Origin of the sequence: Coprothermobacter sp. (assembly GCA_013824685.1) — a bacterium.
Classification (GTDB): domain Bacteria; phylum Caldisericota; class Caldisericia; order Cryosericales; family Cryosericaceae; genus Cryosericum.
The window spans coordinates 77,297-90,430 of sequence record PNOG01000005.1; the positions used below are offsets into that span (position 1 = coordinate 77,297).

The 13,134-nt window shown below is 58.3% G+C and carries 15 protein-coding genes; 9 read left to right on the forward strand and 6 right to left on the reverse strand.

All coding sequences use genetic code 11. From position 1 onward, the window contains the following. Positions 1–72: 72 nt before the first annotated feature. Positions 73–528 carry a hypothetical protein gene (locus C0398_01125; GenBank protein MBA4364593.1) on the forward strand — a complete coding sequence of 152 codons (456 nt, stop codon included), beginning with the start codon at positions 73–75 and terminating at the stop codon, positions 526–528. 6 nt (positions 529–534) lie between these two features. Here C0398_01125 and C0398_01130 read toward each other — a convergent pair whose 3' ends face one another. The 5 genes from C0398_01130 to C0398_01150 form a co-directional block, all read right to left on the reverse strand. Next, entirely contained in the window at positions 535–939 is a 405-nt protein-coding gene (locus tag C0398_01130; GenBank protein MBA4364594.1) for a methylglyoxal synthase, read from the reverse strand. A gap of 251 nt (positions 940–1,190) precedes the next feature. Continuing rightward, a complete protein-coding gene (locus C0398_01135) occupies positions 1,191–1,772 on the reverse strand; it encodes a hypothetical protein (GenBank protein MBA4364595.1) in 582 nt (193 codons plus the stop codon). Continuing rightward, positions 1,769–2,836, reverse strand: a complete 1,068-nt coding sequence (locus tag C0398_01140) for a hypothetical protein (GenBank protein ID MBA4364596.1) — start codon at positions 2,834–2,836, stop codon at positions 1,769–1,771. Before C0398_01140 ends, C0398_01135 begins: the two co-directional genes overlap by 4 nt. A gap of 17 nt (positions 2,837–2,853) precedes the next feature. Beyond that, positions 2,854–3,933: a DNA polymerase III subunit beta gene (gene dnaN, locus C0398_01145; protein MBA4364597.1), complete on the reverse strand. Its 1,080-nt coding sequence runs from the start codon at positions 3,931–3,933 to the stop codon at positions 2,854–2,856. Positions 3,934–4,119: 186 nt separating this feature from the next. Beyond that, a complete protein-coding gene (locus C0398_01150; GenBank protein MBA4364598.1) occupies positions 4,120–5,460 on the reverse strand; it encodes a chromosomal replication initiator protein DnaA in 1,341 nt (446 codons plus the stop codon). Between the two features lie 209 nt (positions 5,461–5,669). Here C0398_01150 and C0398_01155 point away from each other — a divergent pair, with 209 nt between their 5' ends. The 7 genes from C0398_01155 to C0398_01185 all read left to right on the forward strand — a co-directional run bounded on the left by C0398_01155 (position 5,670) and on the right by C0398_01185 (position 11,406). Next, entirely contained in the window at positions 5,670–7,025 is a 1,356-nt protein-coding gene (locus C0398_01155) for a hypothetical protein (GenBank protein ID MBA4364599.1), read from the forward strand. A 10-nt stretch (positions 7,026–7,035) separates the two neighbouring features. Beyond that, positions 7,036–8,553, forward strand: coding sequence for a hypothetical protein (locus tag C0398_01160; protein ID MBA4364600.1), 1,518 nt, complete (start codon positions 7,036–7,038; stop codon positions 8,551–8,553). An 82-nt stretch (positions 8,554–8,635) separates the two neighbouring features. Continuing rightward, positions 8,636–9,148 (forward strand): hypothetical protein, encoded by a 513-nt coding sequence (locus C0398_01165; protein MBA4364601.1) that lies wholly within the window; start codon positions 8,636–8,638, stop codon positions 9,146–9,148. Continuing rightward, positions 9,145–9,600, forward strand: coding sequence for a hypothetical protein (locus C0398_01170; GenBank protein ID MBA4364602.1), 456 nt, complete (start codon positions 9,145–9,147; stop codon positions 9,598–9,600). Before C0398_01165 ends, C0398_01170 begins: the two co-directional genes overlap by 4 nt. Next, a complete protein-coding gene (locus C0398_01175) occupies positions 9,597–10,469 on the forward strand; it encodes a hypothetical protein (GenBank protein ID MBA4364603.1) in 873 nt (290 codons plus the stop codon). Before C0398_01170 ends, C0398_01175 begins: the two co-directional genes overlap by 4 nt. Continuing rightward, positions 10,466–10,996, forward strand: coding sequence for a hypothetical protein (locus C0398_01180; protein ID MBA4364604.1), 531 nt, complete (start codon positions 10,466–10,468; stop codon positions 10,994–10,996). The genes C0398_01175 and C0398_01180 overlap by 4 nt, the downstream gene beginning before the upstream one ends. A 98-nt stretch (positions 10,997–11,094) precedes the next feature. Continuing rightward, on the forward strand, positions 11,095–11,406 hold the full coding sequence (locus C0398_01185) for a hypothetical protein (GenBank protein MBA4364605.1): 312 nt from the start codon (positions 11,095–11,097) through the stop codon (positions 11,404–11,406). A 131-nt stretch (positions 11,407–11,537) separates the two neighbouring features. Here C0398_01185 and C0398_01190 read toward each other — a convergent pair whose 3' ends face one another. Continuing rightward, positions 11,538–12,422 (reverse strand): hypothetical protein, encoded by an 885-nt coding sequence (locus C0398_01190; GenBank protein ID MBA4364606.1) that lies wholly within the window; start codon positions 12,420–12,422, stop codon positions 11,538–11,540. A 180-nt stretch (positions 12,423–12,602) separates the two neighbouring features. Here C0398_01190 and C0398_01195 point away from each other — a divergent pair, with 180 nt between their 5' ends. Beyond that, a complete protein-coding gene (locus C0398_01195) occupies positions 12,603–13,133 on the forward strand; it encodes a hypothetical protein (protein ID MBA4364607.1) in 531 nt (176 codons plus the stop codon). The last annotated feature ends 1 nt before the right edge of the window (position 13,134 follow it).

A 13,134-nucleotide genomic window follows, 5' to 3' on the forward strand; every position in this document is an offset into this window, starting at 1 on the left:
TCGTGGGTGCGTCCGAATCTGCCGGGATGGAGAAATGGGTGGCAACAACACAGAACCTCAGAGCGTGGACTCATGAGTGACGCGCTACATCTGGTGCGACCCGACCTTCATGTCGCACTCGACTGCCCTGCAGACTGGACCATCATCGAGATGGATGAGCAGGCGGGATTCCGAGCATCCGACCCCGCTGACCCGCGTGTCGCCCTGCAGGTCACCTATGACGACGCCGGCTCGCCGTTGGACGAAACGTCTGAACGCCTTCGCAACGGCCTGCCCGAAGACGCCCGGTGTGAGCAGGGGACACTGAGAAGGGGAGGGGTAGATGCAGACGATCAAGCGAACCTCGACGGTCGGCCTGTGAAAGCGCTGACGTTCAGCGCTCGCGACGGCTCGTTCGTCTATCGGGTCCTGGTCGCAGAGGACGCAGGGCACCGATGGACCGTTCGTCTCGAGACACTCCAGCGCAAGGAGTGGTGGCAGCAGAGCCAAACACTGGAAACGATGCTGGCTAGTCTGCTGTTGTTGTAGAAGAACCTACGTTGCAGGGGGCTGCTCTTCGATGTCCTGCAACTCCTTCAGATGGCCAAGGACCAGCCTGGCTGTCGCAATGTTGGTGGCAAGAGGGATGTTATTGACATCACAGATCTTGAGCACGGCGTTGATATCCGGCTCATGAGGATGTGCGGTCAGGGGGTCCCTGAGGAAGACGACTGCCTTGATTTCGTCAGAGGCGATCATTGAGCCAATCTGAAGGTCCCCACCCTTCTCTCCGGAATTCACCCTGGTGACGTGAAGGCCGGTCAATTCCTCGATGAGGCCACCTGTGCTCTTTGTGGCGACCAGCTCCTCCTGAGCCAGCATCTCCTGGTAATCCCTGCACAGTGCGATCATCTCGGGCTTCTTGCGGTCATGCGCGATCAGTGCAACTCTTGTTCTCATGTGTCCATTTTACCATACGTGAGCGCAAGTCAACACGGCTGTGCCGGGACCCCTTCGCAGTTCAGGTTATCCACAGGATGCTGTGAATATCTGCGAAACACAAATTCGGATGAGTCTCAACCACACTGTTGATCATGAGTTCTGGTTGCACAGCAGTCCACAGGCTCCTATGGGCCCTTGGGTGGCGTGGGGCCCGCTGTGGACAACGCGTCTGCATCTTGAAGAGTTATCCACAGTGCCTGTGGATAGTGTCAGTACTTCCTTGACGTCGCCCGGTTCGTCCTGCGTTTCTGCTGTTCCTGGTGTCGCCAGACATCCCAGCGCATCCAGGCCTCATAGGCATGCAGAAACGAAAGCCTCAGGGCGGGGTTCTGAATGCCCTGCACGGCCTTCTCGGCTCTTGCCATCTGCGCGGGAGACAGCTGAATCGTGGCAGCCAGAGAGTCCGGATCCGGCGCAGAAACAGAAGACGTGACCTGCGGCCGATGGATGCGGACCTCGTGAACACTGTCGAGCCCAAAGGACAGGTCAGTCACGAGCTTGTCCCCCATGTGAGCATTCAAGCGCTCTACAATGAGGGCTTTCTGCTCAGACAGGACCTGCATGATGGACGGATTGGCACAGAGTATCGTCAATGTTCCATTCTTGAACTCAGCCGGATGAGAGTTGCGGGCGACGTACGTGCCAATGGTGTGCTCACTCCACAACGACTGGACGGCGGGCCAGACATCGCCTAGAGACTGAACCATGATGCCCTTGTCGAGGCGACCGGTGCGCCGCATCTCCTCGATGACCTCTCCGATGCGCTGCATACTGTTGTCGTGTCTTCTCACAGCCGTACGGACGTGGCGTTCAGTCCGCCTCCAAGACGCGCAACATCGAAGGATGCGATGAAGACCTGCTCGAATCTCGCCACCAGGTGCATCAGCCGATCAAGGTTCGGCATGTCGATATCGCCTTCCAGGTCGTCCAGCAGGAGCACCGGGTATTCCCCTGTGACCATCCGTATATATTCGGCACCTGCAAAGGTGAGCAGCAAGGACACCATCTTCGCCTCCCCCAGTGACGCCGTGTCCCGCAACTGCCTCTTCTCTCGGAGCAGGAGAAAATCGTCGAGGTGACACCCGGCCAGACAGGCATGCCGCGCCAGTTCCCGGTCCCGGAGTGCACGGATGGACTCGGTGGAAATGGGCCGTGGATCATACAGAACGGACACATCCGCAAGCGGTTCAAACAACCCATCGGCAATCAGGCTCGTCATTGCCAGACCCACGGCGGCGAGAGCCGACCTTCTCTTTGCATAAATAGTGGTCGTCAGAGTAACGATCTGCTCGTCAAACAGATCCAGCAGGGAAGCGTCGTCGACGCTAGAACCCGACTGCCGCAGCAAAGCATTCTTGCGTGTCATGACGGCCGCATACGCAGAGAGTGCTTCCAGGTAGGTGCGATCACACGATGCGATCAGGAGATTGATATACTGGCGCCTTACCGAGGGCATGCCCTTGACCAGAAACAGTGAACTGAAGTTGAACTGGGCCACGCGAAGCCCACCAATAAGGCGGATGAACCCATGGTAGACAGTACCGTCGATACGGAGTTCTTTGCGCCCTTCCGTCGTGAACATGCCCTGTGCCGTATGACTGACCGACCCTCCGGCGACCGGGTCACGCGTCCGGTACCTGCCGCCAACGACAAAATAGGACTCCCCATCCCTGATAAGCTCCGCATTGGTCAGCCCCAGACATGATTTTCCAGAGGCCAGAAAATTGATGGCGTCCAGGAGCGTCGTTTTGCCTGCGCCGTTGCCTCCTTCGATAGCAGTGATGGGTGTGGTGATGTCGATACGCTGTTCAGCCAGCGCCCTGAATCCCTGTACCCAAAGCGATTCCAGATACATTGCCCTCCGAGGGGCGACTACTCCATCTGCTTGTGGGGCATGACGAGGTAGAGGAAATCTTCCTTGCCCTGGTCTTTGATGACCACCGGATGAACAGCACTGTTCATGTGCAGTTCGGCATTCTCGGTACCGACGGAGGAAATGCCATCCAGGAGTTTTGTTCCGAAGAACGAGACAGAAAGACCACCGGCCTCTCCCTCATAACCTAGCTCGTCACGGGCGTTTCCCTGATCCTGGGCCGTGCCCTGAATCGTCAGCCGCCCTTCCTTGAATGAGAGGGTGATGACGTCCGTTCCACCAAAGACAACGGCACCAACCCGGCGCAATGCATCCAGCAGCTCTGACTTCTTGACACTGACCGTGTATTCCCACTCGCGAGGCACGATGTCGTTGTAATTGGGAAACTCGGCACCAATGAGGAGGGAAATGATCTGTGTATCACCGGATGAAAACAGACACTCATCCTCGGTAATAATGATATGAACGTCACCCGCCGGCTTGAACGATTCGAAAACCTTGGCCGGAACAATCGCCCGCAGTGGTTCACGCTTGAAGTCAAACTGGACATATCCGAGGCGTCGTGAATCCGTCGCGACAAACCGGAAATAGTCTTTCGTCTGCTCAAGTAGAATCCCCTGAAATTCGAGACGACGTTTCTCATTATGTTCAACACAGGGAAGAACACGGTCAACAGCACTGGAATACTCATTGAGACTGAACTGATATTCTCGGCCTTCCTTAATCTCCGGGATGCTTGGAAATGTATCCATCTGATAGCAAGCCAGGTCATAGTGCGTCTTGCCGGATGATATCTGGAGTTTCTTGTCATCCCCTTCGATTATGAGTTCACCAGATAAGACTGACACAATGTCCTTCAGAAACTTGAAGGGAACCAGGGCACGCCCAGCTTCTGCAACTTCGGCCGGCTCAGCGTTCACCAGGTACGTCGTCAGGTCAGTGCTCGTCAATTGAAGCACCGTGCCCTCTGCAGAAAGAAGAACTGCATCCGACGTGAAGGTCGAGCTTTTCTGCTGGATGACCTTGGCGTGCTGTGCCAGTTTCTTGCTCAAGCCTTCAGCTTTTGTTGTGAGTTTCATTCTTCCTCCCTTTAGTATGAAAAGACTCTCTTGATCATAACTATCAAGATAAGGCAGTTGGTAGTGTTGGTATGTGCTTTGAGGATAGTTGTGTGGCTTGAGGCACCTGTGGACGCAGCTGTGGATAACTTGCGCGGGTTATCAACACTGTGCACGTCCGGAACGGCCGAGATAGTTCTCCACAGGTTATACACCTCTCTTCAACTGCTTTACCAAACTGTCGAGCAGTGCTCTCAGGGTGTCATCGTTCTTCACGTCCTGCTGGATCTTCTGACAGGCGTAGATTACCGTCGTGTGATCGCGCCCGCCGAACTTCTCGCCTATGTACGGCAGCGAGGCTTCGGTCAGGTCCCGGCTCAGGTACATGGCAATCTGCCTCGGCATCGAGATGTCCTGACTGCGTCTCTTGGCCTGGAGGTCGGCAACCGAGATGTGAAAGTAGGATGAGACCGACTGCATGATGGCGTCGATGGTGATCGGCTTGTTGATGACCGGGATGATGTCCTTGAGCGTCTCCTCGGTGAAGGAGAGCGTGACCTCCTCGTTGGTGAGCGAAGCGGTCGCAAGGACGCGCATGAGTGCGCCTTCGAGCTCGCGGATGTTGCTCCCGATGTTCGCAGCGATATACTCCAGCACTTCCTGTGGGACGTCGATCTTGTCCAACTCAGCCTTCTTCTTCAGGATGGCAACCTTGGTCTCGTAGTCCGGGCGGCTGATGTCGGCGATGAGGCCCCACTCGAAGCGTGAGGTGAGGCGTTCCTCGAGGGTGGCGATCTCCTTGGGCAGGACGTCGGAGGTGATGACGATCTGCTTGTGGGCATCGTACAACGCATTGAAGATGTGGAAGAACTCTTCCTGCGTGCGCTCCTTGCCTGCCAGAAACTGGATGTCGTCGATGAGCAGGATGTCTGCGCCGCGCGTCTCCTTGTGGAAGTTCTCGATGACGGAGTTGTTGTTCCGTGCGTTCTGGATGGAACTGACCACCTCGTTGGTAAACTTCTCGCCGGTCGTATAGACGATCTTCTTGCCTGGGGCCCGGGTCAGGATATGGTGTGCGATCCCCTGGAGAAGGTGGGTCTTGCCCAGTCCTACTCCACCGTAGATGTAAAGGGGGTTGTAGACATTGCCCGGGTTGCCGGCAACGGCGTTGCAGGCCGCGAAAGCAAGGCGGTTTCCTGCGCCGACGACGAAGTTCTCGAAGTTGTAGCGCCTATTGAGGATCAGCGTATTATTGTGCTGGAGCATACCGGGCTCGGTTGGGATTTCTTCCGGCGGCCGTTGCACAACTTCCACCGCGATGGTGGTCGGCTGCCCCTTGATCGCGTCGATTGTCTCCTTGATGACGTCGTAGTACCGGCTGACAATCCAGTCCCTCGCAAACTCGCTGGGGACGCCGATGGTGAGAGAAACGTCGTCTTCGTGGAGCGTCGTCGCGTTCTTGAACCACATCTCGAACGTCGGGCGCGCGAGTTGCTTGCTGAAGATGTCGAGCAGGTGCTGCCAGGAATCCGACTGTTGTTCTTCCACGTTCTGCTCCCTTTGCTCTCGCGCTAAGTGACCACGCCCCGGTCAGAGAAAAATCAGGCCCCGAGATGGGTCACACGTACGCAAACGCCGGCGCGTCCACCCCGCCTTTGTGACGGAACACCGGAGCGTCGCCAGGCAATGTGCGTCCGTTTTGTGTGATATAGTATAGACGAAATGAAGACCGGCGGCAATCAGAAGAAGGCTCACAGATGACAACCCGCGGCAGACAAGGCAGGATCAGCGGCAGGCGACGTTCCCGGGATGGGGGACTACTTGTCCTTATTCTTGCACTGGTTCTGGCCGTTGTGGTCGGCTCCAGCTTCCGCAAGGGAGGTGGGTGGAGTACACCCGCGGTCTTGTACTATCTCGATGCCTCGACCCAGGACTTGGTCAGCAATTCTGTCGTGGCAAAACTGCCGACACGGCGCGTAGAACAGGTGGCGGGCATCATCGATCTCCTGCGTACACCACCTGCTGACCAGGGGCTTGTGACAGCTGTCCCCGCCGGATTTACTGCGCGCAGAGCGACACTTCTGCCGGGCGGGATCCTCCATGTGGTCCTGGGGGTGGCGCGCGATCAGACTCCCATGGGGTTTGCGCAAGAAGATGCGCTCTACTGGCAACTCGTCAATTCCCTGCTGACTCTGCCAGGCGTCAGCGCGGTCGAACTCTCAGTCGACGGTCACCCCACAGGAACCTTCCTCTCCTTCGTCAAGACTCAGCGAGAGCTGGGGGCCAATGAAGCGATGTTGGACAAGGGACAGTCGGTCGATCTGTATTTTGTGGCCGGTGACGGCCGCCAAGTTGTCGAACGCCGCACGCTCCCGACCGGGCTGACCCGCTCTCAGCTGGCATTCCAGGCTACACGCGCTCTCATGGAGGGCCCGGTGCACCCCAGCCTCTTGAGCGCTCTGCCCGGCACGGATGTGCTTCGGGGTGTCACCGTTTCCGGTCGAACGGCTTCTGTCGACTTTGAGGAGAGCGTCCTCGATCTGAACATGGGCGCCCAGAAAGAAGAGAGGGCCAAGGACTCCCTGGTCCTCACGCTCACGAGACTCGCGGGTGTCAGCCGCGTCCGACTCCTGGTAGGCGGACATAGTGTGCAGGGCCTGTTTGGGCATGTGAACACGGCAGATCCGCTGTTCAGGCTGGATGGGCGCCTGGAGGCAGGTACGGCCCTCGCTGTCTACAGTCTGACCGAAGTCGACGGTGACAGACTGCCGGTACTGACTGTCTATCCGAAAAAACAGGCGTTCATGGGACGTAACGTCATGATTGCGAACTCGATCGCCCAGCTGGAGAATCCGCCCATAGGCGACTCGTCACTTGTCCCGGACGGCACCTTCATTACCGCCATGGCTCTGGAAGCCAACACGGGAATGCTGCGCCTGTCTCTTGCCATGACTTCTCTCCCCGAGGACCAGGCGTCCGAGGTACTCATGGTTGAACAACTGCGGTTAAGTCTCACGGAACTGCCGTCCGTCACGTCGTTGCAGGTGGGGGTCAATGGGTCTGTTGCTTTTTTGCCGAGAGGCTACTATATAGGCAGACCATTCTCGCGTTAGGAGGAAGAGCATGACGACAGACAGGACCGAATTCCGGCTTCTGGCCGGCGCTCTAGCGGCCCCTCATCATCTTGAGAAGCTCCAGAAGCTTGGTATGAGCTCTTCGCTGTTCGAAGATGGCGACCTCAAGGCTGTCTTCGACGCATTTCAGTGGTACTGCTCCAACCACAAGGGAGAGGGGGGCAAGATCGACCTTCCCCTGTTCACGGCCTACCTGACCGAAGAACGTCATGTGACCCCGGCTACTGCGACACTGGTGGGCAAGCTCACCGACGCCGGGGGCGAGGACATGACGACACTGGTCGAGATGCTGGACCGGTTGAAGACGCGCGCGGCACGTCGGAAGCTGCGCACGATCGCCGACAACATCAACAGCTTCACCGATGCTGAGAAACAGGGTCGGCGCGTGGAAGACTTCGCCGCTGAGATCTCCGAGCAGTTGCGACAGGTGGCGCGCCTCTCGTCCCAGGACAGGCAGGAACCCATCCGTGACGAGCTGCTTCGGTATGTCGAAGAGGTCCGCACCCGGGGCATTGGGCTTCCTTCGATCCTTGGCATGAGCATCGCCCCATATGACAACCTCAACATAGCGGTCTCAGGGCTGCGCCCCGGCTTCTATTATGCCCTCGGCGGTGCTCCGAGGCGCGGGAAAACCAACCTGATGCTGCGCCTTGCCACGCTCGTGGCGCGCAACGAGAAGGTCCCAGTCCTGTACTATTCCTATGAGCAGACGAGGCGTGTCCTCCTGACCCGCGTCCTGTCACAGGAATCACTCATCAACCCGCTGGTCCTTCAGAAGGGAGACATCAGGAACAAGGCTGAGCTCGTCACCCGGTTCAACAAGGGAATCAAGGAGACCTCGGCCTACATGGACAACTTCTATCTCTTCGAGGGCGACCGTCAGGATACGATCGAGCACATCCGCAGTGTCGCGTATGGCATCATGGATTCCCACCACGCCGACCGCTGCGCCATCTTCCTCGACTATCTGCAGAAGGTGCCAACAGTCAACCCGTACGCTAGCCTCCAGAAGCAGGTCGACGAGGTGTCCGGCCTCATCGCACAACTCTCCACCGAGCTGCAGTCCCCCATCGTTGCTGTGTCGTCGTTTGACAAGGACGGATGCCGCCTCGACAGTGAGACGTCCAAGGAGCGCCCCACGATGTTCAATTGCACGGGCGGCGGCGATATCGAGTATGACGCGGACGTGGCACTGATCGTCGTCAAGGACTACCACGACACGGCGCAACTGGAAGAGAAGATTGCCAACGCCGTGCGCGAGGGGGGGGTAAACCCCCACCACATTCCCCACTTTGACATCCTCAACCTGTTCATCGACAAGAACCGCGACGCTCCCGAGGGCGGCAACATCATCGTCCAGTTCCTCTTCCTGATCGAAGATAACCAGATGGTGGAACTGGGCTACAAGGATGTAGAAGAGAGGTACTCCTATGCAAAAGCCGGCAAGATCTTCGAGTGGCTGCTTGAGCGCGGATACCTCGAGGCGGTCGGCCCCGGCGAGCACTGAGTCTCTCCTGTAACCTTTTCTCTCCTGTCACCGTACGCTTGGTGAACACGTAGAGTAATCGACCGCGGAGAGGAGCAGGTGGATGGAAGCAGTGGCTGACCGCGAGCTCTTCGCCCAGTTGATGGCGGAGAGTGAGCGTCCTGTGTACGCCTTTCTGGCGAGCAAGGTCAGGGACCGGACAATGGCGTCAGACATTGCACAGGAGGCGTTTTTTCTGGCATACAGGCGATTTGACTCGTATGACAGAAGCCGCCCCTTTCTCCCGTGGGTCATGACGATTGCCTACAACTGTTTGGTCGACCACTGGCGCAAGTCAGCGCGCGAAGGTGGGGACCTGCCGGACGAGCAGATCCTGGCGGCTCCCGAGCAGGACCGGGACGATGAGTGGAAACAGCAGGAGATTGTAGAGGCAATGACACGGATTTCTTCAGAAGACAGCGCACTACTGACAATGTTCTACGCTGAAGAGTGCTCACTTGCAACGATCGGCGGACGGCTTGGTGTTGCCGAAGGAACGGCGAAAGTCCGGTTGTTTCGGGCGAGGGCCGCATTGAAGAAGCAGGTGGAAGTCCTGCATGAGCGAGGTGCTTCATGAACACACGACATCTGACAGACGAAGAGCTGGAACGCATTCTTTCCAGTACCCTCTCGTGCTCTCCCGACGTTGTTCCACCGTCGGGGTTCGCATGTGGCGTGTGGGAACGTATCGACGCGTGGGAGGCAGAGCAGGAGCGGAAGAGGGCATCACGCAGCATTCTGGCTCGTCTCATGGGAACACGCATGAGGAATGGGGAACCGGTGGCCGTCCTTGCCGCAGCGCTGCTGTTCGGGGCTCTGTTCGTGGGGCTGTTTCTGACTGGGACGTACGTGCTCGCCGCACATTCGTCGGTCATCATGCGGGTTGTGCAGGTCGTTGTCGGACCAAACCTCGACGAACTCAGATCCTTGCTGATCCTGTGCACGCTGACCGTGGTGGGTGGACTGCTGCTTGGCAGTCTTGCCCTTAGTGAGCGTCTGTTCGGTTTGGGCGGAGGGTCGGCTGCATGATGCAGTCTGCTTCCATGACCGGTCGCAAGCGCGTCCTGGTCGCCGCTCTCGTCGTGAGCCTGATTGTCGTCGGCTCCGCCGTGGTGACGCTGGTAACACGGAACGGAGGATTCATGGTCATTCCGGCGTTTGCAGAGGGAACGGTCCTGGAAGTCCCGGGTGGCTCGGCGAGCAGGATATCGATCGTAGGAGACAACCTCGAGGTCGTCGTGGGCACATCCCCGGCCGCGACCTCAGCGAGCATCGTTCTCGGCAGCGAGGGATTCCGTCGGGATTTCCGTGCAAAGACCGGTACATATGGATTGCGCCTCGACAGTGTTTCTTCCGTCCAGGCAGGGGTCAAGCGCCTGACGGTCATAGTTCCCGAGAACGGTACACTGACGCTGACGCTGGTCGGTGAAGCGCGACTGATCCTGGACCAGGCTCGGCTTAAGGAGCTCCGTCTCGCCGGGGCGTCCTCCGCACTCGAACTCGACGCCTCCGAATCCGGATCGATTATCGACCTTGTCCAGATCGAGAACATCACTGGTGGCTTCTCGACAGCGCGCCTCGGCAATCTGGACATGGCGGATCTTGTCATTGGCAATATTACCGGGAGTTACGACCTCGACTTGTCGGGATCGCTGGGCAGGCACTGTGACGTTTCACTGCACACGGCTGTGGGGAACGGTACAGTGCGCATTCCCACCAAACCGGGAGCACAGCTTTCCATTGGGAGTGTCCTTGGCAACGTCCTGTCGTCGGGATTTGTTGATGAGGGGAGTAAGTCGTTTCTCAATGCTGCGGCAGCCGGTGGAGCTGACTGGCAGCTCATCGTACGTATCGATAGTGCAATTGGACAGATTCAACTTGTGGAGGTACAGCAATGAACGGCAACAACATTGATCGGCGGGTGGCCCTGAGCGCTCTGCTCATCGTTTTTGGCGTCCACTTCCTGCTCGAGGCATTTCCGCAGACGGGATACCATTTTGGCATCCTCGTTCCTCTGGCGGCGTTTGTGATCCTGCTGGGCATCTACGGCGTCGCGACGGGCTTCCAGCACAATGCTCGTGAAACAGTGTTCTGGAGTGCCATGCTTGGTTTCATCGGCATCATTGTCCTCATGCAGGTCCTGGAGGTCATCCGGTTCAGCCTCACGACCTTCGCCGGAGCAGCCGTGATCTCTGCGGGACTCTCCATCCTGATGTCGACGCTGTTTGATTCGGTTGAAGGCAGGACGTCGAGAAACGGGCTGATGTGGGGAGTTGTGGCTGTCGCTGTTGGCTCTCTTGCGTTTCTGTCGGGGCTGGACATCTTCCCAGCTCAGGTGGTCGACATCATTCGGAAATCGGCAGTCGGCGGGCTGTTCCTTGTGCTCGGGCTGGCTGTCCTTATCAAGGGAGGGACTAGGAAATGAAGAGTTTTGACAGACCGGATGAAGAAGCGGTTGGTGTCTGCACGAAGTGCGGAAAGGCGCTGGCTCGCGAGGAAGTAGTGATGGTGGACGGCAAGATCATGTGCGGCACCTGTGCGCCGACGCAGCCGAGTGCCGGGTTCGGCGAACAGGGACCCATTCAGGACAAGTGGGAACATCCGCAGACTGAGCGCCCAGCGTCTTCCGGAGCCGGCTACGATTCCTCCAAGAGGCTGTACCGCTCACGCCGAAACCAGGTGATCGGCGGCGTGGCGGCCGGCGTGGCAGAGTACTTCGACATCGATCCAACCATTGTACGCATCGCCTGGGCATTGCTCGGGATGGCATGGGGGACGGGCGTCCTGGTCTATCTCATCTGCTGGCTCGTGATCCCGCTCAACCCCGCCCAGTAGATCGGGTACGAAAACATAGCATATCTGTGGATAATGTGTAAATAGTTCCGGTGGTTGTGTCCGGATGACAAGTCCCCGACCGCTTACAAGGGCGGTCTGGGACTTCTTTTCATGCTGTCCAGGGAAGTCGTTCAGCGGACGGGCGGAGGCGCTTCTCTCCGCCCGTCCTGTGCTGCGCGGAGGTATCGACTGACCGTCGTATAGTGGACGCCGAGGTGGTCACTGATCTGCACGAGCGAGTAGCCAAGATGGACGGCTGCCGCGACGCGTAGTGGGAGCTGCGAGCGTTCACGCCTGACATCGGGCCCGAAGATCTGTGTCAGGGAGGGCCGCGCAAGCATCAGGAGCGTTGCGGCGACCGACGGCTCGGACGCTCTGCTCACCAGGTGCTCAGTGACCACCTGGACGAACGTCTGTGTTCCCAGGATGCCCGGCGGCATCACATGCGCGAGAGGGGTCGGCTGACCGATGCCTGCCCGTATGTAGTCGGCATAGGCGGCGACAGCCTCTTCCTGTGTTTGGCCGAACCGAGACAACAGAGACTCGGCAGCAAGTGGGGCACTCCGCACGTGGGTACTCATGACCGTCGCCTGGTAACTGCTCCAGGGCCATTCCTCGGGGGTGGCGACCACGGCGGATGCCACGGGCTGGAGGACGACGTGGCGGCAGACCGGCAGCAGCCATACGTCGGGTTCCAGGAGGACAGCCCGATAAGGTCCACGGAAAACTCGCCCCGAGCGTATGTTCTGGCGGTTCATATGCTGCGTGTAGTTGCTGCTGAACCGACGCATGCCTTTGGAGAGATCTCCATGGGGCGTCTCGACGACGAAGCTATAGCGGTCCGGTAACATGCACCACGAGTAGATGCGCCAGTCCAGACTCGCCGCCACCGCCGTGAGGTCCGCGAGGAACTGCAATCGAGCGTCGTCGCTCTGCATGATGGAGCGACCTGCAAGAGCGGTGTCGGAAACCAGATAGACAGCACCTGGGAACTCGATGCGCAACGGTCGAGACATGAACCCTCCTTTGCCGAGAGGCGTGGATGACAAATCTATCCACACTGTTCACATGTTATCCACAGCAGCGCAACATTTCAATATCCGATCCCCACGCGCCAGCCTTCTTCTCTTCCAGCTTGTGCAGCAGTCGGTGGGCACTATACTTGAACCTGTCAGTACAGGAACGGGAGGTTGCGAGTGGTGGAGTTCTGGGTGGTAGCCGAGTCAGTGCTGATCGTGTTTGCAATCAAGTTCGTCAACATGGCTCTTCAGACGCTCTCGATGAACTTCCTGGTCAGGGGACGCCGCCTGTACACGTTCATCTTTGCGTTTCTTGAGGTGATGGTCTATCTGGTCGGCCTCTCTCAGGTCCTGAACAGTATGACCGTCTACAAGATGCTCGGCTATGCTCTCGGCTACGCAACCGGAGCGCTGTTTGGCATCTGGCTGGAACAGAAGCTGGCGATCGGCAACCAGACGTGGCTGATCATTCCCAACGAGAACCCGTACCGACTGGCGTATCATCTGCGCGACCGGGGTTTTGGCATCACGACGATCTCCGGGTCGGGCATGGACAGCAACCGCATGATTATCCTGACGACCACAATGCGCAAGAATATTGCACTCCTCAACGCCTCGCTCACCGAGCTGGCCCCGGACGCCTTCGTGTCCGTGCTCGACACGCGAACGACGATGGGTGGGCATGTGACTCGAATTCCGAGGGGTTGAA

Bases quoted from the DNA above. Each gene is read 5' to 3' on its own strand.
- C0398_01125 (MBA4364593.1), top strand. From the start codon at position 73: ATGAGTGACGCGCTACATCTGGTGCGACCCGACCTTCATGTCGCACTC.
- C0398_01130 (MBA4364594.1), bottom strand. From the start codon at position 939: ATGAGAACAAGAGTTGCACTGATCGCGCATGACCGCAAGAAGCCCGAG.
- C0398_01140 (MBA4364596.1), bottom strand. From the start codon at position 2,836: ATGTATCTGGAATCGCTTTGGGTACAGGGATTCAGGGCGCTGGCTGAA.
- dnaN (MBA4364597.1), bottom strand. From the start codon at position 3,933: ATGAAACTCACAACAAAAGCTGAAGGCTTGAGCAAGAAACTGGCACAG.
- C0398_01155 (MBA4364599.1), top strand. From the start codon at position 5,670: ATGACAACCCGCGGCAGACAAGGCAGGATCAGCGGCAGGCGACGTTCC.
- C0398_01160 (MBA4364600.1), top strand. From the start codon at position 7,036: ATGACGACAGACAGGACCGAATTCCGGCTTCTGGCCGGCGCTCTAGCG.
- C0398_01165 (MBA4364601.1), top strand. From the start codon at position 8,636: ATGGAAGCAGTGGCTGACCGCGAGCTCTTCGCCCAGTTGATGGCGGAG.
- C0398_01170 (MBA4364602.1), top strand. From the start codon at position 9,145: ATGAACACACGACATCTGACAGACGAAGAGCTGGAACGCATTCTTTCC.
- C0398_01175 (MBA4364603.1), top strand. From the start codon at position 9,597: ATGATGCAGTCTGCTTCCATGACCGGTCGCAAGCGCGTCCTGGTCGCC.
- C0398_01180 (MBA4364604.1), top strand. From the start codon at position 10,466: ATGAACGGCAACAACATTGATCGGCGGGTGGCCCTGAGCGCTCTGCTC.
- C0398_01185 (MBA4364605.1), top strand. From the start codon at position 11,095: ATGTGCGGCACCTGTGCGCCGACGCAGCCGAGTGCCGGGTTCGGCGAA.
- C0398_01190 (MBA4364606.1), bottom strand. From the start codon at position 12,422: ATGTCTCGACCGTTGCGCATCGAGTTCCCAGGTGCTGTCTATCTGGTT.